Origin of the sequence: Citrobacter sp. Ce006 (assembly GCF_030336535.1) — a bacterium.
GTDB classification, from domain to species: domain Bacteria; phylum Pseudomonadota; class Gammaproteobacteria; order Enterobacterales; family Enterobacteriaceae; genus Citrobacter; species Citrobacter europaeus.
In genome coordinates, this window is record NZ_JAOWDO010000071.1 from 107,071 (window position 1) to 131,916 (window position 24,846).

Here is a 24,846-nt window from a genome sequence, read left to right on the forward strand (position 1 = left end):
ATGCGAATTTTATTAGTTGATGATGATCTTTTTGCGGCCGAACTGGCGTCTATTTTTTTGCAAATGGATGGCTACGATGTGGTGATTGTGGAAAGCGCGATTTCCGCCTTAGCAAGCCTGGACTCGGACAACAATATCGACCTGGTTATTAGCGATCTGCATATGCCAGAGATTAGCGGACTGGATTTACTGGCGTTGTTACGCGCTCAGCACTGGTCCAAACCTTTTATTTTACTGAGTGCCAATGAAGTGACGGCCAGCGACGTTGCGTACGACCGTTGGGTTAAAAAAGATGAAAACCTTGCGGAAAATCTGGGGGCTGCGGTGAACGCGCTACTGCAGCCACCTGCGGTTACGAAATAAGCCTGGGCGTGTGATGAAACAAGAAAATAAACACATAGCGATGGCGGCTGCGCAGGAAAAAATAGCGCGTTTGCGCCAGGGGTTTTTACGTCGAATCCCCGACATGCTGGCGCAAGCGGAAAGATTACTCGTTCAACTGGTCGCAGAGCCCAGCGAAGCCTGTCGTAAACAGCTGCATATTCTGCTGCACAGTATCCACGGTTCGGCGGGATCATTTGGTTTTAGCCCGCTGGCGAATGCTTCAGCAGAAGGTGAGCGTTTACTGACGGAGCCAGAAACGGAGGCTGGCACGCTGCATTACGATGAGCTGCGGCGAATCATTCGCTGGTTGTACACCCTGACTCAGGAGCAGCTCAATCTTGAGCATCGCATCAGCGATACGGATTTCACTTTACCGATCGCCGCGCAACGCCCGGAAGAGGGATATGTTCGGCGGGCCAGCAAGCCTATCTACCTGTGTGATGATGACCTCGACCAGGTTGAACTGCTCGCTACTCAACTGCGCTGCTTTGGTTTTACCTGCCATGTGTTCGCAAGCACGCAGGATTTTAGTCAGGCCGTATTGTTGCAACCGCCTGCCGTGGTAATTATGGACGTCAGCTTTCCGGACAACGCCTACGGTGGACCGCTGGCGATGTCGGATCTGAAGCGCAAAGTGGGTAAACCTTTCCCGGTGTTGTTTCTCTCGTGTCATAGCGATTTTAACGCCCGCATCAACGCCATTAAATCCGGCTGTGATGGTTACTACGTAAAACCGGCTTCGATTACCGATTTAGTACAGGAACTTCACCGCCTGACTCAACCGTCGCTGAGAAAACCTTATCAGGTGCTGATGATCGATGACGAGCCGGCGGTGGCGGAGTACAACGCCGAAATGCTGCGCATGGCGGGAATGGAAGTACATGTATTGGAAAAACCTCACTATTTACTGCACGTGCTGAATGCGCAACCGATCGATCTGGTGTTGATGGATTACCACATGCCGGAGTTCAGCGGCGAGGAACTGACAAAACTGATTCGCCAAATACCGCAACATATTGGCCTGCCTATCGCTTATCTCTCCAGCGAGACCAACAAGCATGCGCAGTTGGGAGCGATGAGTATTGGCGCGGAGGATTTTATTCTCAAACAGGCCGATCCAGAGGAGTTGATTCGAGCCGTATCGATCCGCGCGGAAAGAATGCGCGTCCTGCGTGCCCGCATGTCGCAGGACAGCCTGAGCGGGTTATATAACCACTCGACGACCACCCATTTTCTTAAAAGCGCGATTGCCGAGTCGAACTACAGTGGCAACCCGTTTTGCATGGTGATGGTGGACCTGGATCGCTTCAAAAGCGTTAACGATACCTACGGTCATGCGGTCGGCGATCAGGTGATTGTCGGTATTTCGCAGCTGTTTTCGCATCGCTTACGCAGCACCGATATCGTGGGGCGTTACGGTGGTGAAGAATTTGTCATCATCATGCCTAACACCAGCAGTGACAAGGCGGCGCGGGTGGTCGAACGATTACGTAGAGATTACGAACAGGTCACGTTTTCCGTCAATGATGTCAGCTTTCACAGCACCTTCAGCGCGGGTATTGCGCAATGGCAGTTTGGCGATCGGATCGAAACGCTGCGCGAACGTGCCGATCAGGCGCTATACGCCGCGAAGCAAAATGGCCGCAACACCTTCTGCGTTGCTGAGTAAAAGGAGAAAACATGAGCCAACAGCTGGAGCACATTCTCGCGCTGAATCATGGCGAAAAGCCGGAATGTGAAAACGTTGATGAGCCGCAGCGTACGCTGGTGTTATTTCAACTGGCGGGTAAGAATTTTGCTTTTTACGGCGCGCAGATCAAAGAGATCCTCGCAGAGCGCCCGATCTCCTGGGTTCCCTGTTGCCCGCCAATGCTTGAAGGGGTCATTAATTACCGCGGGCGAGTCGAGTCGGTGATGAGGCTGGACAGCCTGATCGACACCCCTGCCGTCAATCTGGCAGGTAAACGCACCATCCTGATTGGTTGTGCCGAAAAAATGCAAAGCGGGATCCTGATAGACAAACTGATTGATGTGCTGGACGTTGTTGAAAGCCAGATTCATTTGCCGGGAGACTCGCTGCCTTCGGCGCTGCAAACGATCGCAGTGGGTGTGGTTAACGTGACGGAAACCTGGTTCACGCTGCTCGACCTGAATCTGGTGTTTGATCGTTATCAGGAGACCCGTGGCTATGACGGCTCTCACTAACCTTGCAGCGGTGCGCGTCACGCTGGGTTCGCAGAATTTTTATATTCCGGCCAGCCAGGTTGGACGCTGCGCGCTGGTGACGCATGTTGTACCGGAAATCCCGCGCTTTAGTCACTGGCTGGGTATTGCCGATGAGCAGCAGGAGGGCAGACACTTGCATTTATGCGTTCCTGACAGCGGCGTTGATACCGGCTGGTACTTTTGGGGACAGCTGGAGAACGTGATGCTCTCCAGCGACACCATTTTTGCCGTTCCGCCGCTTCTGGCGCGCAGTTGCCATCTGCCTGCGCTGCGCGCTTTGGTGGGGCGAGAGGCGTTCAGCCCGCTGTTAAGCTGGCGCTGATTAGCCCTATAGCACATCATGCAGGCGTCGCCGTTCTAAACGGCGGTCGCGCAGGGTGGAATAAATAAAGGTAATCACAAACAGCAGGGAAAATAGTACGACGATGGTAGGGGCCGGAGCACTGTCGATGAAAAATGACAGGTACACGCCCATAAACGAGGTAATAACCGACATAACCACCGCCAGCCACAAGGCGTGAGAAAACTTTCGCGTCATTAAAATCGCAATGGCGCCAGGCGCAATCAGTAAGGAGATCGACAAAATAATCCCGACTGATTTTAGCGTGGCGACAATCGTCAGGGCTATCATGCATAACAGGCCGTAATGCAGCAGTGCGGTGTTAAGCCCGCTGGCTTTTGCCTGATGCGGGTCGAACGCATGCAGCAGCAGATCTTTCCATTTAAGTCCGATGATAAGCGCTATTCCCAGCGTGATAACCGCGGTTTGCATGATATCGCTTAACGATACGCCCAGCATGTCGCCGAACAGTATATGATCGAGATGGACTTCTGACTGGATAGAGACGTACAGCACCAGTCCCGCACCAAACATGCCCGAAAAGACAATCCCCATCAGAGTATCGCGTTTGATACGGCTGTTATCGTCGAGATAGCCCGTCGCCACCGCACAGAATAGCCCGGCGATAAACGCGCCAATTGCCAGCGGGATACCTGCAATCCATGCCAGCACAATTCCCGGGAAAACCGCGTGGCTCATGGCATCGCCCATTAGCGCCCAGCCTTTGAGTACTAAAAATACCGACAGCAGCGCGCAGGGGACGGCGACAATAGTGGAGATGACCAGCGCATTGACCATAAAGCTGAACTGAAAAGGTTCCAGCAGCATTGTTAAGATCATACTTGCTCCTTGTTCACCAGACGGGCTCGGCGGCGATTCGCCAGCAGACCGTGTTTTGGCGCGAAGACAAATGCCAGCAGGAACAGCAGCGTTTGCAGAACGACAATAATTCCGCCGGTTGCGCCGTCCAGCCAGTAGCTCAGCCAGGCGCCGAAAAAGCTGGTCAGGCTGCCGATAGCGACGGCGATGGTGAGCAGGCGAGGAAAACGATCGGTCAGCAGCCAGGCCGTTGCTCCGGGCGTCACCACCAGGCAAATCACCAGAAATGCGCCGACGGTTTGCAGTGCGGCGACGGTGGAAACGGAGAGCAGCGTAAAAAATAACAGCTTCAACCGGCCCGGGTTCAGACCGATAGACCGCGCGTGGTTTTCATCAAAAAAGACCACCATCAGATCTTTCCACTTCAAAAACAGGATAGTCAGCGAGATAACGCCGATGATGGCAAGTTGCAGAATATCTTCCGGCGCAATCGCCAGCACGTTGCCGAGAATAATGGTCTGAATGTTCACCGACATCGGATTGAGCGACACCATAAATAGCCCGATACCGAAAAAGGACGAAAAAATCAGTCCGATAATGGCATCTTCCTTCAGGCGTGAACGTTGATTGAGAAACAGCATGCTGCCCGCCGCCAGTCCGCCGGAAAGAAATGCGCCAAGCGCGAAGGGAAGCCCTAACATATAAGCTCCGGCAACGCCCGGAACGATAGAGTGCGACAGCGCATCGCCAATCAGCGACCAGCCTTTGAGCATCAGATAGCAGGAGAGAAACGCGCACAGGCCGCCGACCATCGCCGAGACCCACATGGCGTTGAGCATGTACTGGTAGCCAAACGGCTCCGTCAGCCAGTTCATGATTATTTACCCTCGCTTGTCGCGCGTCGCGAAATAAACGGGCGTTCATCATCGGTAATCACGTGTTGTTCACCGCCGCTCAGCGCAACGTGACGCAGTACGCCGCTGAATGCCAGCTCGAGATTCTCGTGAGTAAAGGTGATTTCGGTTGGTCCACTTGCCAGCACCGTGCCTTTAATCATCACCGTGTAATCACAAAACTCGGTGACGGATCCCAGATTATGGGTAGAGACCAGCATGGTCCGCCCCTCATCACGCAGTTCACGCAGCAGGTCGATGATCCGGGCCTCGGTTTTCACATCCACGCCGGTGAAGGGTTCATCCAGTAAAATAACCTGCCCGTCCTGCGCGATGGCTCTTGCCAGAAAAACGCGTTTTTTCTGCCCTCCGGATAATTCACCTATCTGGCGATGGCGATAGTCCAGCATATCCACCCGCGCCAGCGCCGCATCCACGCAGGCGTGGTCAATCTGTTTTGGCCGACGCAGCCACCCCATATGGCCAAAGCGTCCCATCATCACGACATCTTCCACCAGTACCGGAAATGACCAGTCCACCTCTTCTGACTGAGGGACATAGGCAATCAGATTCTGTTTGAGCGCCTTATTAACCGGCTGTTGCAGAATCGATATTTCCCCGTGCGCCAGGCGGACAAAACCCATCAGCGCTTTAAAAAGCGTTGATTTTCCCGAACCGTTTACGCCGACCAGAGCGGCAATTGAGCCGCCCGGTATCTGAAAAGTGGCGTCCCGCAATGCGGTGTGACCGTTGCGATACGTCACCGTAACCTGATTTACGGTAATCGCAGAGTGACTCATGGTTGTCTCTCCAGGCCCTTATTGATGCCGTTGACAATGGTTTGTGTGGTTACGCGCAGTAAATCCAGATAGGTCGGAACCGGGCCGTCGGCAGCGCTGAGCGAATCGACATACAGCACGCCGCCGTAATGTGCGCCAGACTCACGGGCAACCTGACGTGCTGGTTTGTCGGACACGGTGCTTTCGCTAAATACCGTTGGGATATGATGCGCTCTGATCGCATCGATCACCTTGCGTACCTGTTTGGGCGTGCCTTGCTGATCGGCATTGATTGGCCACAGATACAGCTCCTGAAGGTTGTTATCACGCGCGAGGTAAGAGAATGCGCCTTCGCTGGTGACCAGCCAGCGTTTATCAGCAGGGAGCTTGGCCAGTTCTGCATGCAATGGCGCCAGGGTCTGCTGGATTTTTGCTTTATAATTCTGCGCATTTTTCTGGTAGGTGGCGGCATTGTCTGGATCGTATTTCATCAGCGCATCGCGAATGTTATCCACGTAGATAAGCGCGTTCTCCGCTGACATCCAGGCATGCGGGTTTGGTTTACCGTTGTACGGCCCTTCGCTGATACCCATTGGCTGCACGCCGTTTGAGACCATCACTTCCGGTACGCCGGACAAATTTTGGTAGAAGCGGGCAAACCATAGTTCGAGGTTAAGGCCGTTGGAGAGAATAAGCTGCGCGCCTTGCGCCCGTTTTATATCTCCCGGCGTGGGTTGATATTCGTGAATTTCTGCTCCGGGTTTGGTGATGGAGCTGACGTCCGCCGCGTCACCCGCTACGTTGCTGGCCATATCGGCAATCACCGTAAAGGTGGTTATCACTTTGAACTTTTCTTTCGCCCAGGCGGGTGACAGCGTCAGCGCTGTTAACGCGCTGGCAAGGAGAAATGATTTCAGATGGGGCAGATGCGGCATAGTATCCCTCACAACAAAGTGGTTAATTTATCAACGAATATAGCCTTTGCTATGTTATATAGCACAAGGTATAAATAAATGAAAATAATTCTTATTTGCGTAGGGAGCTAAGGAATTGGCGGGGGATAATGCGTTTCACGCCGACAGAATTGCCGGCGTGTCGGTGATGAATTACCTGATGATTACGACTTCTGGAACTCAGTGACGGTGTCCCATGCAATCTGTTGTAACATTTTGGCGGTAGCAGGGGTCATGTCCGTATCAACGGGAAGCGCGCCACCGACCGGAGACTGGTTATACAGGGTGGCAAAGAATACGCATGCGGCGAGATACGTTCCAGAAATTGAAGGATGTACACCATCATGATAATACAGATTTATCTCCGGATGGGTTTTGCGCGCTTTCTCAAAAGCCAGGCCAACCGGAGCGACATATCCTCCCGTTTTCTGCGCAATAGAGATATAAGCGTCCGCCAGTTTTTGGCTATCTTCGGGTTTGTCTTTTTTCGGCCAGGTCATGAAATAGACGACTTTTGCACCCGCTTGATGTGCCATGTTGGCCATTTGGGTTGCAGAATCAACGAAGTTTTGTCGGGTACTTTCTTTCTTTGAAATCGTTTCTGTGGAGTTCCCCTGTAATACCACTACATCCCATTTCTGTAGCGTGTTCTGGTAGCGCATATTCTCAATTTGCCAGCCTAAATGGCCGCTGGAAATCGTGATCCCGCGATACTTATACCCTTTTGCATGGTCAGGCAATAAAGACTGTGTCAAATCCCGTAATCGGGTATTGATATTGTTGTTATAGAACGTGAACGAGTTGCCATACAGCGCGACGATTTTATTCTCGCCATCCATTTTCGCATGTGCGGAAGGCGCTAATAATGTATCAGCGTGAGCGCAGATACTACTCAGTGCCAGGGTTGTTACTGCGGCAAGCAAAGTAATCTTTTTCATCGGTTATCTCTTAGAAATCGTAACGGAGCCCAACGATAAGCGCATCATCATTGGTTTTTTTGTTCTTACTGGCGAATTCTTTATCGTAAGTAAATGATAACCACGTATCCTCAGCCAATGTTAATTGCGCCTCAGCACGCCAGTCTTCTTTTTCAGCAATATCTTTACCGTCTTCATTTAAAAAACTATACCCGGTGAGTACCTTGACGGTGCCAAAGTTGTAGGAAATGAGCGAATCCATTCCTTTATAATTATTATCACTATTGTTATCACGGGAAATAGAAGTCCGTAATGCGGTTACCGCGACCTCATAGGCTTTATAACCGAGTTGTAACCCTCCCATAATTTGATCGTTTTGATTACGCCCATCGGTGGTCACTACGCCATCCTGTCGTTTGTAACGACTGGCCGCGAGTGCTGGTGTAATTCTAAAATCACCAAATTTGAAAGACTTGCGATAGCTGGCCATCGCGCCGTAATCCAGGGCTTCGTTGTCGCTGTTGCCATTACCGGAGACCCATGCCAGTTGAATTTCGTTACCGGCAAATTTGGCGTTCCACTGAACGGTGCCGTCCTGGCGGTTGAACTGGTACGAATCATCTATAGTTGTAATACCATAGCTATAGATATTGGGAGTGAAGTTTTTATATTTATCGGTCATTTTCATTACCTGATACAACGGGTTTTTGGTTCTCCCGGTGATCAGTTCACCCCATGTTTTATTTGACAGACCGACATAGGAATAGCGGGCCTCCATATCGCTTTCACCGGTATTGTTATCATTTTTTTCGGTACGCACCTGCCATTCCAGACGACCCACGATTTTAGTTTCTGGCAGAATATCCAGATCTCGGGTGAGATAAATACCTACACGGCCACCCAGATCGCTTCGGCTTTCACTGCCGGCAAATGAATTCTGGCCACTTGCTATTTTACCCTCAACGCGGCCATAGATATCCAGAGTATTGCCATCCTTATTATAGACGTTTAAGGCGAACGCCGAGGAACTCATACCCATAAGTAATATTAGTGAATAATTTTTTAGCTTCATGTCATCCCTCAAACAAGCATTAATTTCCTGACCATAAAAATAAAGTTCACAGCGAGGTAATTGTTTGTGGAAATGGAATGACAGCGGTATGGGAATTATTTTTTCTCGTGATGAAATGTGATTATTCACGCATAAATATCTCCGTTTTCACTATTGTATTAATGGTTCTTATATTTAATAAGCATTTTTTTGGAAATATTACGGTTGTTTAAAGTGTAATTCACAAATTACTGTGAAGTACATCGCACTTCTACTTGGTGAGAAAAATGAAAATGGGAATATTGCATTCTCATGGCCATTTTGGGGTGGGAATACTATTTTCCCCTATAATTTGGAAAACAGATCCCGCAAACTTGATTAATCACATTTTCGATTTTGACGCATTCATTGGCCGGAGAGGCGCTGTATGTTCGGTAAGCAAACAACGGTATTTGATTCTGATCTTTATTCTTCATTGTTCACCCAGGGGCGGATGCGGGAAATATGGTCTGACGACAATCTGCTGCGGTGTTGGTTGCGGTTTGAGGCGACTGTCGCTCGCGTGCAAGGCGAGCTGGGGATTATCCCTGAGCAAGCCGCCGTCGAAATTGAAAAAACGTGCAGGGATATACAGATAGATTGGCCGGCCCTGGCACAGGAAACACAGACGGTTGGTATGGCGATAAAACCGTTGATCGATCAGATCTCTGCTTGCGGCACACCGTTGGTCAGCCAGTTTCTGCACTGGGGATGTACCACTCAGGACCTGCTGGACTCTGGCATGGCGATGAGACTACAACAAACGCTGCATCTGCTGCGCGAGCAATTACTTGATGTTGGCGAAGCGATGAAAGCGATGGCAATACGTCATACCAGGACGGTGATGGTTGCGCGCACCAATTCGGTGGATGCCTCTGCGACAACATGGGGGCTACATGTTTGCAGTTATCTGGCGGAGGTTAACCGCCATCTGATAAGACTCCAGCAGTTGTACCCGCGCGCGGTCACCGGGCTCTTTGGCGGCGCGGTAGGTAATCTGGCCTCGGTGGGCGAGCAGGGAATGGAAACGCGTGAACGGCTGATGCGAGCGCTGGGTCTGAACGTGCCCTGCGGCATTAATAATGCCAGCCAGGATGCGGTTGTTGAAGTCGTGCAGTTTTTTGCCCTTGTTCACGGCACGCTGTGTCGTCTGGCCAACGATGTCGAAACAATGGGACGCACGCCGATTGCTGAAGTGCTTGAGGGTGAGGGCGGCGGAGGGTCGAGCACGATGCCGCACAAAGTTAATCCGCGTGCCAGTAACATGATGCAAACGCTGGCAAGGATGGGATGGATGTATGCGTCTGGCGCCCCAGCAATGCTGGATCAACAGGACGTACGGGCTGCCTCAATGAGGGTATTAAACTGGACAATCCTCCCGGAGGCCTCTAATGCTTTATCGACCAGCCTGACACGCGCAAAGAATCTGCTTGCGCATCTCATTATTAATGAAGAGAAGATGCGCGCCAATTTTGACTGTTCGAAGCACTTTATTATGTCGGAATCGCTGACGATGAGGCTTGCCGCCAAAATTGGCAGAGAGTCTGCCTATAACTTAGTTAAAGACCTGCTGAAGCATGCAAACGGTGAGCAGAGTTTCATGGAGATTGTCCAGGCTAGCCCGGAAATCCGCGCATCATTATCTGTAGAGGAAATTGCCGACGCCTGCGAGCCGCTGTCATATATCGGAGCGAACGACGCGCTAATCGCTGAAACTATAGCTGAGTTCGATCGCGTGAAAACCCCAGAGATAGCCTGATGCATCCTGTTGCCAGGAGTGAGAACACTCCTGGCTGCTGGTGGGTCTAAGTATTGTGGGCTGATGCTGAAAATGTTTCGAAAAAGACAAACAACTCCTCCAGTTGGGCAAAATTCCCCTCGCTCTCACCTTTCTCATACGCCAGATGCAATATAAGTTCGATAAAAAAGAAGCCAAGAATACGGCTTTGAAAAATGGATTGTACGTCGCTGGGAAGAACGAACTGCAGATCGCAGAACTTACCGTAAGGATTCGCCTCTGAGTTGGTAACCAGGACCACGACGGCATTCTTTTTTCTGAACCACTTTGCAATATTGAGCGCTACCCGGTTAAATCGGTAGTAGGAGAACACAATCAAGACATCCTCCTCCTCAATATTGAGGAGGCATTTGGGGAGTTCGCTGATGTCCGTCGGTAACAGGGTGATGTCACTGCGAAAGTACTTTAGCAGTGTACAAAAGTGCGTTGCCATTGCATGAGATGATGAAGGGCCGACGACATAAATATGACGTTGATTGTTCAATACCAGATCGATAAACGCATTAAGGCTTTCAATATCGATATTATTTTTAAATTGATTAAATAATTCTGATACTTTGTGGGTGAAATCGGTAACGATACTTTCAGTGGTAATGCTGGGGTTGTTACGTAGTTTGATGTTTTTCTCAAAGGGTGCGGATATTTTATTTTTTGATAGCGTAATGTCTAATGCTTTGCGAAAAGCAGCATAACCCGTAAACCCAATTTTATTTAAAAATCGGCCAATGGTGGCTTTGCTTACCATCGCATTTTGCGAGAGATCAACAATGCCATGATAGGGGAGTTCATTGAAGTGTTTATTAATGTACTCATTAAGTCGGCACTCAGATTCAGTCAGATCACCCATATTAAGAGTAAGTGAGTTATACTCATCCAGACTTAACGTGTTTTTTTTGTACATAGATAACACCCGATGGCTGCTGTATATCAACGTTGTTATAGGGGAATACGCTTTCGACGTCAATCATAGAATGAATATGTTGGAAACCCGCATCCAGCCTTTTCTAAGGGATGCGACCGCATTCAGATGAGTTGCGATCTTACTCACAAAAAGTGGTGGGAAAACACCTTTCCCGTATTTTACAACCGCACAACCCATTACAATTAAATCTCAATATTTGAGTATGTAATACGTTAAATTTACGTGCATATTATAGCTGCTTATATATAGGTGTGATTTTTTACTATCCTACATAAGCTATGATGATATGTCAGAAAACCCTACCCGATTTGTATGGCATAGGAATTGTTATTATGACGGCGTTTATTATAGCAATAGTGATAACAGTTATTGCTGCATGGTTAATTGTGAAAAACTATCAGCCGCAAACTGTTCTATTACTCGCTGGACTGGCATTATTGACCATTACCGTACTGTTTTATCCTGAAAACAGCATTCTTTATGATAAAGCAAAATCCACGGGGTCAACCTGGCTGGATATCTTTAGTTTTGCAAAAGAATCGCTTACCACACAAATCGCGGGTATTGGTCTTATCATCATGGCGGCGGGTGGATTTGCCAGCTATATGGATCACATTAAAGCGTCGAACGCGATGGTGAATATGTGCATTCGACCGCTGCAGGTGATTAAAGCGCCATACCTGATCCTTGCGTTAGGGTATATCTGCGCACAGCTTCTGCACGTGGCAATTTCAAGTGCGGCAGGTCTGGCAATGTTGCTGCTGGTAACATTCTTCCCGGTCCTGGTACGCCTGGGAGTCAGTAAAGCCTCCGCGGCCGCGATGATCGGTCTGTGCGCGTTTATGGATTTAGGGCCCGCGGTTGGTACGGCGAATCTGGCAGCCAAGCATGCTGGCATGGAAAGCGCTATCTACTTTGCTCATTACCAGATGCCAGTGGCGGTGGTCGTAATGCTGGCCGTGGCGGTGGTGATTTACTTCAGCGCGAAGTATTTCGACAAAAAAGATGGCTTTGTTCCTGGAGCGCAAAGCGTAGCACAAGCGGAAGAAGAAGGCCGTAAGGTGCCCGTCATTTATGCGCTGTTGCCCGTCTTGCCTGTGGTACTGGTGCTGGTCTTTAGCCCTTTGGTTATCAAATCCATCAAAATTGACGTGGTCACAGCAATGATCCTTGGCGCGGTCGTCGCTTTTTTCTTCGAACTGGTGGCTACCCGAGATTTCAAAAGCTGCTGCAAAGGATTACAGGTCTTTTTCAAAGGGATGGGCAGCATGTTTACCAGCATCGTTTCCTTGCTGGTATGTGCGGATATTTATGCCCAGGGGCTGCAGAAAATTGGCGCTGTGGACTACCTGTTGCAGTCCGTGCAAAACGCAGGGCTGGGTTTTACCAGCATGACGCTGGTAATGACCGCGCTGGTGGGCGTCACCGCCGTCCTGACTGGCTCTGGCGTTGCAGCCTTTTTCTCTTTCTCCGGCCTGGCACCTTCGATTGCGGCAAAATTCGGTGAGAGCGCTGTCAATATGATCCTGCCAATGCAGTTGATGGCGGGAATGGGGCGCTCAATGTCTCCGGTGGCTGGCATCATTATTGCGGTAAGCAAGGCAGGGGAATGCTCACCGTTTATGATTGTCAGAAGAACGCTGCTTCCAGCGCTGGCCGGTATCGCGGCGATGCTGGTTGCCAACTATGTCCTGATTTGAATCCCGAGAGCCTGTTAATGCAGGCTCTTATTTTTTTATCTGGTTGTAATTTATGGATGGCAACGTGACAAACGATGTTTTATACGTCCCGTTTACGGGGAAGTTACTGCTTGAGTCTCCGTTATTAAACAAGGGAAGTAGCTTCACGCAGCAAGAAAGACATGACTTTAACCTGAGTGGGCTACTGCCTTGCGCGATTGAGAATATTGATGAACAAGCTGAGCGGGCGTATCAACAATATCTTGAGGCTGAATCCCACAACGCTCGACATATTTACCTGCGTAATATCCAGGATACCAACGAAACTTTATTTTATTACCTGTTGAAAAAGTACCTGCCCGAGATGTTGCCAATCGTTTATACCCCAGTAGTCGGGGCTGCCTGCGAAAAATTCTCCTGGATATATCGTCGGGCGCGTGGTGTCTTTATTTCCTGGCCCGATCGCGATCGTATTGACGATATTTTGCATGATATTCCACGACACGATATCAAGGTCATCGTCGTCACTGATGGTGAGCGCATTCTGGGACTAGGTGACCAGGGCGTTGGCGGTATGGGGATCCCTATCGGGAAACTGTCGCTCTATACCGTCTGTGGCGGGGTTAATCCGGCGAATACGCTACCCATTCTGCTGGATGTCGGTACGAACAATACGCGACTGCTGGACGATCCGCGCTATATCGGCTGGCGTCATCCGCGCATAACTGGCGAAGACTACTTCGCATTCATTGGTATGTTTATTGCTGCCGTAAAACGGCGCTGGCCTAACGTTCTGCTGCAGTTTGAAGATTTCGCCCAGCATACCGCTGTACCGTTACTGGACCGCTATCGCGATGAGCTGTGCTGTTTTAATGATGATATTCAGGGCACGGCGTCGGTGGCTCTGGCGACCGTGGTTGCTGCCTGTCGTGGCAGCGGCCGCGATTTCCGTCAGCAATCGATTGTGATTGTGGGCGCGGGTGCTGCCGGATGTGGGATCGCCCGACATATTATCGCCTGCCGCATCTCTGAAGGAATGAGCCAGGCCGAAGCCCGACGGACCATTTTTATGGTGGATCGTGACGGTCTGGTGATGACCACCAATCATGGATTAGCGGATTTCCAGCAACCGCTGGCGCAGCCTCCCGTGGCCTTATCTGACTGGCTGTATGAGGGGCAGACTCCGTCGTTACTGGAGGTTATCCACAATGCCAAACCTTCGGTGATGCTGGGTGTGTCGGGCCAGGCCGGATTATTTTCGCAGGAGGTGATTAGCACGATGTACCAATACTGCGATCGGCCGATTGTTATGCCGTTGTCGAATCCCACCTCGAGAATGGAAGCGCGGCCAGAAGATATTGTTCGCTGGACCGAGGGACGGGCCATCATCGCGACCGGCAGTCCCTGCGATGCGGTTGAATTTAATGGGTGTTCCATTCCGGTTGCGCAGTGCAATAACGTTTATGTTTTCCCGGCCATCGGTCTGGGGGCTATCGCCAGCGGCGCGGCGCGAATAACAGAAGCCATGTTGATGGCGGCAAGCCGTGCGCTGGCCGATGCTTCTCCGCTGGTGCATAACGGGGAAGGCGCTCTGTTGCCGGAGATTGGGACAATCTGTGACGTGACGCGCCGCATTGCCTTCGAGGTCGGCAAGACGGCGCAGCAGTCAGGTGTGGCAGAGAAGATGAGCGACGACGCGCTGTTGCAGAGCATCAACGATAACTTTTGGCTACCGCACTACCGTCCTTATAAACGCAGGGCAATTTAGTCATTCTCGTGGGGAATTGATCTCATGTGATGGTTGCCTTCACTGTTAAGGTGTATTATTTATGCAACTTAATTGTGGAGGCATCATGTCCGGCAAACGTATTGCACGTGAAAAAATGACGATCCAGAGAATGATCTCGCTGTATGAAAGCCAGTGTCCGCAGGCTTCAGACGAGCCGGGGCATTACGATGCGTTGTTTGCCTATGCGCAAAAGCGCCTCGATAAGTGCGTATTTGGTGAGGAAAAACCGGCCTGTAAACAGTGCCCTGTGCACTGTTATCAACCTGCTAAACGCGAAGAGATGAAGCAAATTATGCGCTGGGCTGGACCAAGAATGCTCTGGCGTCATCCGATTCTGACCGTGCGTCATCTGATTGATGACAAACGTCCGGTACCGGAATTGCCAGAGAAATACCAGCGGAAGAAGTAATTCTATGCCGGATGGCGGCGATGCTTTATCTGGCCTACGAGAGCAAGCGCTCCTGCCGCGTAGGCCCGATAAGCACAGCGCTATCGGGCAAACTGGCCATGCGTTGACGATGGCGATTACGCTTTGGTGGCAATCAGAATGGCTGAGGCTTTGATCAGCGCAACAACGCGGCTTCCCTGGCTCAGTTTCATTTCTTGCTGACTTTCGTTGGTGACGACGGCAACAATCTCAAAGCCTGCGTCAGTTTTGATATGTACCGTGGCGTTGACTGCGCCTTCGGTGACCTGGGAAACGCTACCGGCAAACTGGTTACGGGCAGAGAACTTCAGGCCGCAGTCTTCTGTTGCCAGCGTTACCCACGGCGCTTTAATCAGGGCAATCGCCTCTTTCCCTTTTGCCAGACCCAACGCCTGCTGGCTGCTATGGGTTACAATCGCGACCAGTTTTGCGCCGCCAGCCAGCGTCAGTTCAACTTCATCATTCACTGCGCCCGTAGCGACTGCGCTCACCGTACCGGTTAATTGATTACGTGCTGATACCGCCATACTGCCTCCTTTCGTTGAGATATCACCCAGTATAACCACACTGGCTAAACCAGTGCATCCTTATCAATGCCCAATCGTTTCATGCGTGAGAGTAACGTTGTGCGTTTCAGCCCCAGTCTTTGCGCCGCGCCTTTCGGACCGGCAACGACGCCGTTGGTCTCTTTTAGCACGCGCATTATCAGCTGATATTCATCTTCGCCGTCCTGCGCGACTTCGGTCGCCACTGGTGGGGTGGATGGCGTCAACGCGACAACATCCGGCAGGGACAGTTGCAGCACGTTGCCTCGGGTGAGCAGAACCGCGCGCTCTACCACGTTTTCCAGTTCACGCACGTTACCCGGCCATTCCATATTGCTCAGCGTACGCAGAGCTTCGGCGGGAATACTGTCGATATTGCGCCCCATCCGGCGGGCAATCTTAAAGGTGAAGGCTTTCACCAGTAGCGGAATATCTTCCGGGCGCTCACGCAGCGGCGGCAGATGGATCGGGAAGACGTTCAGCCGATAGTAGAGATCGTTACGAAACTCGCGATCGGCGACCATCTTTTTCAGATCGCGGTTGGTGGCGGCGATCAAGCGAACGTCGGTCTGGATCAGCTTATTGCTGCCCAGACGTTCAAACTCCTGCTCCTGCAGAACGCGCAGCAGCTTCGGCTGAAGTTCCAGCGGCATGTCGCCAACTTCGTCGAGGAACAACGAACTTTTGTCCGCCAGTTCGAAACGCCCAATCCGCTGCGTGCTGGCCCCGGTAAACGCGCCGCGCTCATGGCCAAACAGATCGCTTTCCAGCAATCCGGCAGGCATTGCCGCGCAGTTCATTTTCACCATTCGGCGGGCGTTGCGTCCGCTCAGGTTGTGAATTGCCCGCGCGATCAGCTCCTTACCCGTTCCGGTTTCACCCAGAATCAGGACGGTGCTGTCGCTTTGCGCCACCATTTCGACCTGCTTGAGTACGCTGTACATCGCTTCGCTGCGGCCAATGATTTCGCCGAACTCACTCTCCACGTTGTTGAGTTGTTCCGTCAACGCCAGGTTTTCGTCGACCAGACGTTCCTTCAGGCGGTGGATCTCCTGGTAGGCGAGGGCGTTATCTACGGCGATCGCCACGCGTTCGGCGATTTGACGCAGTAGTTTTAGGTTGGCGGTGGTGAACACTTTCTCTTCGCACTGCGCCAGCTTCAGTACGCCGAGCATAGTATTGCCGGACATCAGCGGCAGCAGGCACAGAGTCTGTAGCTGGTTACCCCAGGTTTCGAACAGCATCCGTTCGTAAGGAGCAAGGGTATCGCGTTCACTCAGGTTAATCAGCAGCATCTCTTTGCTTTTGAAGACCCGTTCAGAGAGTGTGCCTGCTTCGTCCACCTCACTTTGTTCGTGCGCCGGATGATGTTCATCCAGATAATGGGTGGAATAAATGCTGAGTTTATTCTTGCGATCGCTGCGTAACACGATGCTGATAGCATCAATGTCGAAGTAGTGATGGATCTCCTTGGCGACTTCGCTAACCAGTTCATCAATGTCGAGACGCGAGAGCACCGCATTGGTGATGGCGACCAGGATGCGAAAGTTGTCGCGCTCGCGGCACAGTAAATCGTAATCGACGTTGTTGCTGACCCTGCTTTGAATTTGTTCAGCAACAACGCCGACTATTTGCGTGAAGGTCTGCAGCCGGTTGTACTCTTTTTCACTCCACGGCCGATCTTCATTACGGATGAATTCGCAGCCGCCAAAGATTCGCCCATCTGCCGCCAGCGGCAACAGACAGTAGTGGCCAAATTCAGAATACAGCCCGCCTGAGGCCAGTTGCGGCCAGGTTTCCGTAAACTCATGATAGTTGCAGTGCAGCGCATCGGGGCGAGACAAAATACGGCGTACCGGGCCATGCGCCAGCACCGTTTCGTCTTCATAATCGATGGGTTTACCATTTTCACGCGTCGCAAAATAACGCGCACGCTGCGTTTGTGCCTGCCACAAGACAATAGCCGCACAGTCGGCCAGCGCTGAACGCTTGACCAGCTGCGAAAGCGCCTCGCTGAGAGACGGGAGATCGGGCTGCTGTAATAATGTACGAGTAATATCGAACAGGCCTTGCTGTCCAAGGTCACTCATCGGTGTATACGACATATTGCTTTTCCAGGAAAAGCACCGCAGAACGGTGCGAAAACGGTAAATGAATTATAGGTATAAGTCGTAATTTATTGCCGGATTGGTCCGGCTACACGAACCGTAGGCCCGATCGGCAAAGCGCCATCGGGCGAAAATGCATCGTTAATGCCGGATGTCGACGCAAATGCGTCTTATCCGGCCTACAGCTTGCTGCCAACCGGCTGTTAGCATATACGAGGCAATGGCTCGGCGTGCGGTAAATCGAGGGTTCGTTTCACGCCGTAGAGTCCGGCAAGACGTACACCTTTGCGTTCCACCACTTCACCAATCATTGCGGCATCGCGCCCTAACGGATGCGCGCGCAGCGCGGCAAGCGCCATTTCAGCCGCCTGGCGCTCAACGGCAATCACCAGCTTGCCCTCGTTAGCAAAGTTGAGCGCATCCAGACCCAGCAGTTCGCAAACGCCGCGCACCGCGGGCTTCACGGGCAGGGCCGCTTCAGACAGCTCAATACCAAATCCGCATGAGGCGGCAAATTCATGCGTTACCGCATTCACGCCGCCACGGGTCGCGTCACGCAGCGCCTTCACGCCGGGAATATCACGTAGCGTCTGGATAAGCGGCGTTAATACCGCGCAGTCGCTGACCAGTTCACCATCAAGACCCAACTGTTCGCGCAGGTTAAGGATAGTTGCGCCGTGATCGCCAAGCGTACCGCTGACCAGCAGCACATCGCCCGGGCTGAGGGTCTGTGCCCCCCAGTGGATGTTGGCGGGGATCGCCCCCATTCCGGCGGTGTTGATGAACAGCTTGTCTGCTGCGCCGCGCTGCACGACTTTGGTATCGCCGGTTACGATGGCGATGCCCGCTTCGTGCGCGGTTGCTGCCATGCTGTTAACGACGGTTTTCAGCGTCTCCATCGGCAGACCCTCTTCGAGGATAAAACCACAGGAGAGGTAGCGCGGGATTGCGCCGCTGACCGCTACGTCGTTAGCCGTACCGCAAATAGCCAGCTTGCCGATATTGCCGCCCGGGAAGAACAACGGATCGATAACATAGCTGTCGGTTGAAAATGCCAGACGATCGCCTTCTGCCACCAGCTGCGCCAGTTCCAGACGTGCCTGATCCTCTTGTTCTGCCAGCCACGGATTAGCAAAAGCTTCCATAAACAGACTGTTGATCAACTGCTGCATAGCCTGACCGCCGCTACCGTGGGCGAGTTGTACGCTGTTCATGCTTCACACTCCTGCTGACGATACTGATACCAGGCGGCACATGCGCCTTCTGAGGAGACCATCAGGGCGCCAAACGCGGTCTCCGGGTTACAGGTTTTGCCAAATAGCGGGCACTGATGCGGTTTGCATCGGCCGGTCAATACCTCTCCGCAACGGGCGCGCGGATCGTCATACACCTGCTGCGGCGCTGGCTGGAAATGCGCTTCGGCATCAAAACGCTGATAGTCTGGCGTCAGGTGAACGCCAGAGGATTCAATTACGCCCAGGCCGCGCCATTCACTGTCGCCATTGACGCAGAACACGTCGGCGATAGCCTTTTGCGCTAACGCGTTACCGGCGTCCGGCACCACGCGGCGGTACTGGTTTTCGACCTGACTATGCTCGGCAATCTTCTGTTCAATCAACATCACCACGCCCTGCAGCAAATCGAGCGGTTCGAAACCGGCGACCACTAACGGACGATGGAAGTCTGACGCAATGAAGTTATAGGCATCGGTACCAATCACCATGCTGACGTGGCCTGGCGCTAAAAAGGCGTCGATGCCGTTGTCCGGCTGCTCCAGCAGACTGCGCAGCGTAGGAATAAGCGTGATGTGCTGGCAGAAAAAGTAAAAGTTCTGCACGTTACGCTGTTTTGCCTGCTGCAGGGTGATGGCGGTGGTTGGCATTGTGGTTTCAAAACCCAGGCCAAAGAACACTACCTTACGCGTTGGGTTTTCCTGCGCCAGCTTCAGCGCATCCATCGGTGAATAGACGATGCGGATATCTGCGCCGCGTGCTTTGGCTTGTAGCAAAGAACCTTGTTTACCCGGGACGCGCATCGCATCGCCAAAGGTGCAGAAAATCACTTCTGGATGGCTGGCGATTTCAACACAGCTGTCGATTCTGCCCATCGGCAGAACGCAAACCGGGCAGCCTGGTCCATGAATAAACTCGACATTTTCAGGCAATAACTGGTCGAGACCGAACTTGAAGATAGCGTGGGTATGACCACCACAAACTTCCATGATGCGCAGCGGGCGTTCAGCCGTGTAGGGGAGGAGTGCGGCACGTTCACACAGGTGCTCTATCAACTGCATCACCTGTTCTGGTGCGCGGTATTCGTCAACAAAACGCATTATTTTTCCTCGCCATACAGCAATGCGCCGACATCCGGCTCAACGTCAAACATATTTTGCAGCGCGTCGAGCGTGTCGCGCGCTTCAGCTTCATTAATGATGCTCATGGCAAAACCGACGTGGACCAGTACCCACTGACCCAGACGAGGTTGACCATGTTCATCGCAGCTTCCGACCAGCGTCAGGTCGACGTCACGCTGAATACCGCAAACGTCGACTTTAGCCTGGTTGCCATCAATGGTGCGGATTTGACCCGGAACACCTATGCACATCGCTGCGCCTCCAGCCAGGAGAGCCATTGATCCATGCCTTCGCCGCTGGTGGCAGAAATCAGGATAATCTCAATTTCCGGGTTCACTTCCCGGGCGCTGGCGATGCACTTCTCTACGTCAAAATTGAGGTACGGCAGCAGATCGACTTTGTTGAGCAGCATCAGCGACGCGGCGGCAAACATATGTGGGTATTTTAGCGGCTTGTCTTCACCTTCGGTGACGGAAAGCACCGCCACTTTATGACGCTCGCCGAGGTCGAAGCTGGCCGGGCAAACCAGGTTCCCGACGTTTTCAATGAACAGAATGCCGTTGTCTTCAAGCGGCAAACGCGGCGCGGCGTCAGCAATCATTTGGGCGTCGAGGTGACAGCCTTTACCGGTGTTGACCTGAATGGCTGGGGTGCCTGTGGCGCGAATACGGGCGGCATCATTAACCGTCTGCTGGTCGCCTTCAATCACGGCGCACGGCACGCTGTCTTTAAGCTTCATCAGCGTTTCGGTCAGTAGCGTGGTTTTACCGGAGCCAGGGCTTGAGACAAGGTTCAGCACCAGATGTTGACGGGCAGCAAAGCGGGCGCGGTTGCGCTCGGCCAGACGGTTGTTTTTGTCCAGCACGTCAATTTCCACTTCCAGCATCCGGCGCTGGCTCATGCCTGGCGCGTGGGTGCCAGCTTCTCCGTGACCGTAGTGCAAATCGCCTTCTTCGGTCTGGCTTGGCGTGAAACTGGAGGTCTTCACACCGGTTATGTTCAGCGCCGGACGAGCTGCCGGGGCAAATGGCGCGCTGCGAAACGCCGAGTGGGGATTATGCTCATCACCCTCTATATAAAGGTTGCCTTCAGCGCAACCACATGTCGTACACATCGCTCACTCCTGATCTTTATCTTGCGGTATATCTGTTGCCGGATGGCGGCTTCGTCTTTTCCGGCCAACAACTCAGGCCATTCCTGTAGGCCGGACAAGACGCTTAGGCGTCGGCATCCGGCGCTGGAGTTTCATCTATTTCAATACGTCGAATCTGTAAGCCGTCATCGGCCACAATTCTCAGCATATCGCTGTTGCATTGCGGACATCTGCGCACGCGTTGCGTCAGTAAGGTGACGTATTGCTGACAAGATTCGCACCAACATTCGGCTTCTTGTTCTTCGAGGTGGAGTTTACAACCTTCTGCAAGGGTCCCGCGGCATACCAGATCAAAACAAAAGGCGAGAGCGCTGGTTTCTACGCAAGAAAATGCGCCAATTTTGAGCCAGACCCCAGTTACTCGCTGAGCACCGTATTGCGTGGCCTGTTGTTCAATCAATTCCAGTGCCCGTTGGCAGAGGGTTATTTCGTGCATACCGCCTCCTGTGAAGTTGCGATATTAAAAGCAATAAACATGCCAGGTTGAAATTTCCCGCGAGTGACAATGACGACGATGACGAAATGACACGTCGTCACCGGGTTTATGTTTTTTATCTATATGAAAATAAAGAATTTTAATTTTGGCATGAAATGTGCTTAAGGGTGTTTATCTCTGCTAAACGGGTAACCTGACATGACTATTTGGGAAATAAGCGAAAAAGCCGATTACATCGCTGAACGGCACCGTCGCCTACAGGACCAGTGGCGTATTTACTGTAACTCGCTGGTTCAGGGGATCACCCTGTCAAAAGCGCGTTTGCATCATGCAATGAGCTGCGCACCGGACAAGGATCTCTGCTTCGTCCTTTTTGAACACTTCACTATCTACGTCACGCTGGCGGACGGCTTTAACAGCCACACCATCGAATACTACGTTGAAACGAAAGATGGTGATGATAAACAACTGATTGCACGGGCAGAGTTGACCATCGACGGTAAAGTCGATGAGCGTATCAGCAACCGCGATCGCGAGCAGGTGCTGGAGCACTATCTCGAAAAAATCGCCACCGTCTACGACAGCCTCTACACCGCGGTTGAGAACAATATGCCGGTGAATTTAAGCCAACTGGTTGAGGGACACAGCCCGGCTTAAGCCTCGGGCGCTGCCCACTTTTGTCATGATGCGCTTTCATATTGCGTCACGACAGTTTAGGGAATGGGCATGTCGAAAAATGTCGAAATGACATTTACCAGACATGTTTTCGTCAAAAATGACTATCACCTGAGGAATGCCTGGTGAATCGTTTTGTAATTGCTGACTCCACTCTTTGTATCGGCTGCCACACCTGTGAAGCTGCCTGCTCAGAGACACATCGCCAGCATGGCCTGCAGTCAATGCCGCGCCTGAAAGTGATGTTAAATGAAAAAGAATCCGCCCCGCAGCTTTGCCACCAGTGTGAAGATGCGCCTTGCGCCACCGTTTGTCCGGTTAATGCGATTAATCGCGTTGATGGTGCCGTGCAACTGAATGAAAGCCTGTGCGTAAGCTGCAAACTGTGCGGGATTGCCTGTCCGTTTGGCGCAATTGAGTTTTCCGGTAGCCGTCCGCTGCATATCCCGGCAAACGCCAATACGCCAAAAGCGCCTCCGGCTCCGCCAGCGCCTGCCCGCGTGAGCACGCTGTTGGATTGGGTTCCGGGCGTTCGCGCCATCGCGGTGAAATGCGATCTGTGCAGTTTTGATGAGCTTGGTCCGGCCTGTGTACGCATGTGCCCAACCAAAGCCCTGCATCTGGTGAGCAACATGGATATCGCCCGCGCCAGCAAACGTAAGCGTGAGCTGACTTTCAATACCGATTTCGGCGATCTCACCTTGTTTCAGCAGGCTCAGAGTGGAGATGCAAAATGAGCGCAATTTCACTAATTAACAGCGGCGTGGCCTGGTTTACAGCGGCTGCGGTTCTGGCATTTCTGTTTTCGTTTCATAAACCGCTGAGCGGCTGGATTGCCGGGGTTGGCGGTGCGGTGGGCAGCCTGTGTACGGCGGCTGCGGGATTTCTCGTACTGACCCGCGCCGTTGCGATTAGCGGCGTGATGCCGTTTATCGGCCACAGTCTGCAAGTCACGCCGCTGAACGCTATCTGGCTTATTACGCTGGGCCTGTGCGGCCTGTTTGTCAGCCTGTACAACATTGACTGGCATCGTCATCCGCAGGTGAAAGCTAACGGCCTGCTGGTGAATCTGCTGATGGCCGCGGCGGTATGTGCGGTGGTGGCCAGCAACCTCGGAACGCTGGTGGTGATGGCGGAAATCATGGCGCTGTGCGCCGTGTTCCTCACCGGCTGCAGTAAAGAGGGCAAACTGTGGTTTGCGCTGGGACGCGTTGGTACGCTGCTGCTGGCTATTGCCTGTTACCTGGTGTGGCAACGTTACGGCACCCTGGAGTTGCGCCTGCTTGACCTGCGTACTCAGGAGCTGCCCCTTGGCTCTGACATCTGGCTGCTGGGCGTGGCGGGTTTTGGCCTGCTGGCCGGGATTATTCCGCTGCACGGATGGGTGCCACAGGCGCACGCCAACGCCAGCGCACCGGCTGCGGCGCTGTTCTCTACCGTCGTCATGAAGGTGGGGCTGCTGGGTATTCTCTCCCTGTCGCTGCTGGGCGGTAACGCGCCGCTGTGGTGGGGGATTACGCTGCTGGTGCTGGGTATGATCACCGCATTTGTCGGCGGTCTGTATGCGCTGATGGAACACAACATTCAGCGTCTGCTGGCGTACCACACGCTGGAAAACATCGGCATTATTCTGCTGGGTCTGGGTGCTGGCGTGACCGGGATTTCCCTGAATCAACCGGCGCTGATTGCGCTAGGTTTGACCGGCGGTCTGTACCACCTGGTAAACCACAGCCTGTTCAAAAGCGTTCTGTTCCTGGGCGCAGGTAGCATCTGGTTCCGTACCGGTCATCGTGATATCGAAAAACTGGGTGGTATTGGTAAACGTATGCCGGTTATCTCTCTGGCGATGCTGGTTGGCCTGATGGCGATGGCCGCACTGCCGCCGCTGAACGGTTTTGCCGGTGAGTGGGTTATCTACCAGTCCTTCTTTAAGCTTGGCAACAGCGGCGCGTTTGTCGGCCGTCTGTTAGGACCGTTGCTGGCGGTAGGACTGGCGATTACCGGCGCGCTGGCGGTGATGTGTATGGCGAAAGTCTATGGCGTTACGTTCCTTGGCGCACCGCGCACGAAGGAAGCTGAAAACGCCTGCTGCGCGCCAATCCTGATGGGGGTGAGCGTCGTTGCGCTGGCTATCTGTTGCGTGATTGGCGGCGTGGCGGCGCCGTGGCTGCTGCCGATGATCTCCTCTGCCGTTCCGCTGCCGCTGGAAACTGCGAACACCACCGTTTCTCAGCCAATGATCACGCTGCTGCTGATCGCATGTCCGCTGCTGCCGTTCATCATCATGGCAATTTTCAAAGGCAACCGTCTGCCGTCGCGTTCACGCGGTGCGGCATGGGTGTGTGGTTACGATCATGAGCAGTCAATGGTCATTACCGCGCACGGTTTTGCCATGCCGGTGAAAGAAGCCTTTGCCCCGGTACTCAAACTGCGTAAATGGCTAAACCCGGTATCACTGGTTCCGGGCTGGCAGAATGCGGCTGCCCCGGTGCTGTTCCGTCGTCTGGCATTGATTGAGCTGGCGGTGCTGGTGGTGATTGTGGTTTCACGAGGAGCCTGA

25 protein-coding genes are annotated in these 24,846 nt (G+C 52.6%); 11 read left to right on the forward strand and 14 right to left on the reverse strand.

Annotated elements, in window-relative coordinates:
- The 4 genes from OGV94_RS13740 to OGV94_RS13755 are packed head-to-tail and all read left to right on the forward strand — an operon-like array spanning position 1 to position 2,932.
- Positions 1–363, forward strand: a complete 363-nt coding sequence (locus OGV94_RS13740) for a response regulator (protein ID WP_043017360.1) — start codon at positions 1–3, stop codon at positions 361–363.
- Positions 364–376: 13 nt separating this feature from the next.
- Positions 377–2,053, forward strand: a complete 1,677-nt coding sequence (locus OGV94_RS13745) for a diguanylate cyclase (RefSeq protein ID WP_043017359.1) — start codon at positions 377–379, stop codon at positions 2,051–2,053.
- A gap of 11 nt (positions 2,054–2,064) precedes the next feature.
- Positions 2,065–2,589: a chemotaxis protein CheW gene (locus OGV94_RS13750; RefSeq protein WP_043017358.1), complete on the forward strand. Its 525-nt coding sequence runs from the start codon at positions 2,065–2,067 to the stop codon at positions 2,587–2,589.
- Complete coding sequence (locus OGV94_RS13755) at positions 2,573–2,932, forward strand: hypothetical protein (RefSeq protein WP_286523585.1); 360 nt, start codon at positions 2,573–2,575, stop codon at positions 2,930–2,932. Before OGV94_RS13750 ends, OGV94_RS13755 begins: the two co-directional genes overlap by 17 nt.
- Before the next feature lie 6 nt (positions 2,933–2,938).
- Here OGV94_RS13755 and sitD read toward each other — a convergent pair whose 3' ends face one another.
- The 6 genes from sitD to OGV94_RS13785 form a co-directional block, all read right to left on the reverse strand.
- Positions 2,939–3,790 carry an iron/manganese ABC transporter permease subunit SitD gene (gene sitD, locus OGV94_RS13760; RefSeq protein ID WP_047409183.1) on the reverse strand — a complete coding sequence of 284 codons (852 nt, stop codon included), beginning with the start codon at positions 3,788–3,790 and terminating at the stop codon, positions 2,939–2,941.
- On the reverse strand, positions 3,787–4,644 hold the full coding sequence (gene sitC / locus OGV94_RS13765) for an iron/manganese ABC transporter permease subunit SitC (RefSeq protein ID WP_047409186.1): 858 nt from the start codon (positions 4,642–4,644) through the stop codon (positions 3,787–3,789). Before sitC ends, sitD begins: the two co-directional genes overlap by 4 nt.
- Positions 4,645–4,646: 2 nt before the next feature.
- Positions 4,647–5,462 (reverse strand): iron/manganese ABC transporter ATP-binding protein SitB, encoded by an 816-nt coding sequence (gene sitB, locus OGV94_RS13770; RefSeq protein WP_075145720.1) that lies wholly within the window; start codon positions 5,460–5,462, stop codon positions 4,647–4,649.
- Positions 5,459–6,376 carry a metal ABC transporter substrate-binding protein gene (locus OGV94_RS13775; RefSeq protein ID WP_047409189.1) on the reverse strand — a complete coding sequence of 306 codons (918 nt, stop codon included), beginning with the start codon at positions 6,374–6,376 and terminating at the stop codon, positions 5,459–5,461. Before OGV94_RS13775 ends, sitB begins: the two co-directional genes overlap by 4 nt.
- A gap of 182 nt (positions 6,377–6,558) precedes the next feature.
- Complete coding sequence (locus OGV94_RS13780; RefSeq protein ID WP_286518631.1) at positions 6,559–7,332, reverse strand: SGNH/GDSL hydrolase family protein; 774 nt, start codon at positions 7,330–7,332, stop codon at positions 6,559–6,561.
- 10 nt (positions 7,333–7,342) lie between these two features.
- Positions 7,343–8,383 carry a porin gene (locus OGV94_RS13785; protein ID WP_047409196.1) on the reverse strand — a complete coding sequence of 347 codons (1,041 nt, stop codon included), beginning with the start codon at positions 8,381–8,383 and terminating at the stop codon, positions 7,343–7,345.
- A gap of 406 nt (positions 8,384–8,789) precedes the next feature.
- Here OGV94_RS13785 and OGV94_RS13790 point away from each other — a divergent pair, with 406 nt between their 5' ends.
- Positions 8,790–10,160, forward strand: a complete 1,371-nt coding sequence (locus OGV94_RS13790) for a class-II fumarase/aspartase family protein (protein WP_193145240.1) — start codon at positions 8,790–8,792, stop codon at positions 10,158–10,160.
- Between the two features lie 46 nt (positions 10,161–10,206).
- Here the strand turns inward: OGV94_RS13790 and OGV94_RS13795 are convergent, their stop codons facing one another.
- Complete coding sequence (locus OGV94_RS13795; protein ID WP_043017349.1) at positions 10,207–11,100, reverse strand: MurR/RpiR family transcriptional regulator; 894 nt, start codon at positions 11,098–11,100, stop codon at positions 10,207–10,209.
- 353 nt (positions 11,101–11,453) lie between these two features.
- Here OGV94_RS13795 and dcuC point away from each other — a divergent pair, with 353 nt between their 5' ends.
- The 3 genes from dcuC to OGV94_RS13810 all read left to right on the forward strand — a co-directional run bounded on the left by dcuC (position 11,454) and on the right by OGV94_RS13810 (position 14,998).
- Positions 11,454–12,821 (forward strand): C4-dicarboxylate transporter DcuC, encoded by a 1,368-nt coding sequence (gene dcuC, locus OGV94_RS13800; protein ID WP_043017348.1) that lies wholly within the window; start codon positions 11,454–11,456, stop codon positions 12,819–12,821.
- A gap of 52 nt (positions 12,822–12,873) precedes the next feature.
- On the forward strand, positions 12,874–14,568 hold the full coding sequence (locus tag OGV94_RS13805) for an NAD-dependent malic enzyme (protein ID WP_043017347.1): 1,695 nt from the start codon (positions 12,874–12,876) through the stop codon (positions 14,566–14,568).
- 85 nt (positions 14,569–14,653) lie between these two features.
- A complete protein-coding gene (locus tag OGV94_RS13810) occupies positions 14,654–14,998 on the forward strand; it encodes a nitrous oxide-stimulated promoter family protein (RefSeq protein WP_003825888.1) in 345 nt (114 codons plus the stop codon).
- A 116-nt stretch (positions 14,999–15,114) separates the two neighbouring features.
- Here the strand turns inward: OGV94_RS13810 and OGV94_RS13815 are convergent, their stop codons facing one another.
- From OGV94_RS13815 to hypA, 7 genes are all read right to left on the reverse strand, one after another.
- The gene (locus OGV94_RS13815) at positions 15,115–15,543 is read right to left on the reverse strand and encodes a TOBE domain-containing protein (protein ID WP_003825890.1); all 429 of its coding nucleotides are present in this window, start codon (positions 15,541–15,543) and stop codon (positions 15,115–15,117) included.
- Between the two features lie 44 nt (positions 15,544–15,587).
- The gene (gene flhA / locus OGV94_RS13820; protein WP_043017346.1) at positions 15,588–17,666 is read right to left on the reverse strand and encodes a formate hydrogenlyase transcriptional activator FlhA; all 2,079 of its coding nucleotides are present in this window, start codon (positions 17,664–17,666) and stop codon (positions 15,588–15,590) included.
- 206 nt (positions 17,667–17,872) lie between these two features.
- Entirely contained in the window at positions 17,873–18,883 is a 1,011-nt protein-coding gene (hypE, locus tag OGV94_RS13825; protein WP_286523588.1) for a hydrogenase expression/formation protein HypE, read from the reverse strand.
- The gene (gene hypD / locus OGV94_RS13830; RefSeq protein WP_043017344.1) at positions 18,880–20,001 is read right to left on the reverse strand and encodes a hydrogenase formation protein HypD; all 1,122 of its coding nucleotides are present in this window, start codon (positions 19,999–20,001) and stop codon (positions 18,880–18,882) included. Before hypD ends, hypE begins: the two co-directional genes overlap by 4 nt.
- Positions 20,001–20,273 (reverse strand): hydrogenase 3 maturation protein HypC, encoded by a 273-nt coding sequence (gene hypC / locus OGV94_RS13835; protein ID WP_003037411.1) that lies wholly within the window; start codon positions 20,271–20,273, stop codon positions 20,001–20,003. The genes hypD and hypC overlap by 1 nt, the downstream gene beginning before the upstream one ends.
- The gene (gene hypB / locus OGV94_RS13840; RefSeq protein WP_043017343.1) at positions 20,264–21,136 is read right to left on the reverse strand and encodes a hydrogenase nickel incorporation protein HypB; all 873 of its coding nucleotides are present in this window, start codon (positions 21,134–21,136) and stop codon (positions 20,264–20,266) included. The genes hypC and hypB overlap by 10 nt, the downstream gene beginning before the upstream one ends.
- A 103-nt stretch (positions 21,137–21,239) precedes the next feature.
- Positions 21,240–21,611: a hydrogenase maturation nickel metallochaperone HypA gene (hypA, locus tag OGV94_RS13845; RefSeq protein ID WP_016154191.1), complete on the reverse strand. Its 372-nt coding sequence runs from the start codon at positions 21,609–21,611 to the stop codon at positions 21,240–21,242.
- A gap of 198 nt (positions 21,612–21,809) precedes the next feature.
- On the opposite strand from hypA, the gene hycA reads away from it, so the two are divergent.
- The 3 genes from hycA to hycC all read left to right on the forward strand — a co-directional run bounded on the left by hycA (position 21,810) and on the right by hycC (position 24,846).
- A complete protein-coding gene (gene hycA, locus OGV94_RS13850; protein ID WP_043017342.1) occupies positions 21,810–22,268 on the forward strand; it encodes a formate hydrogenlyase regulator HycA in 459 nt (152 codons plus the stop codon).
- Between the two features lie 143 nt (positions 22,269–22,411).
- Complete coding sequence (gene hycB, locus OGV94_RS13855) at positions 22,412–23,023, forward strand: formate hydrogenlyase subunit HycB (protein ID WP_043017341.1); 612 nt, start codon at positions 22,412–22,414, stop codon at positions 23,021–23,023.
- Positions 23,020–24,846, forward strand: a complete 1,827-nt coding sequence (gene hycC, locus OGV94_RS13860; protein WP_043017340.1) for a formate hydrogenlyase subunit 3 — start codon at positions 23,020–23,022, stop codon at positions 24,844–24,846. Before hycB ends, hycC begins: the two co-directional genes overlap by 4 nt.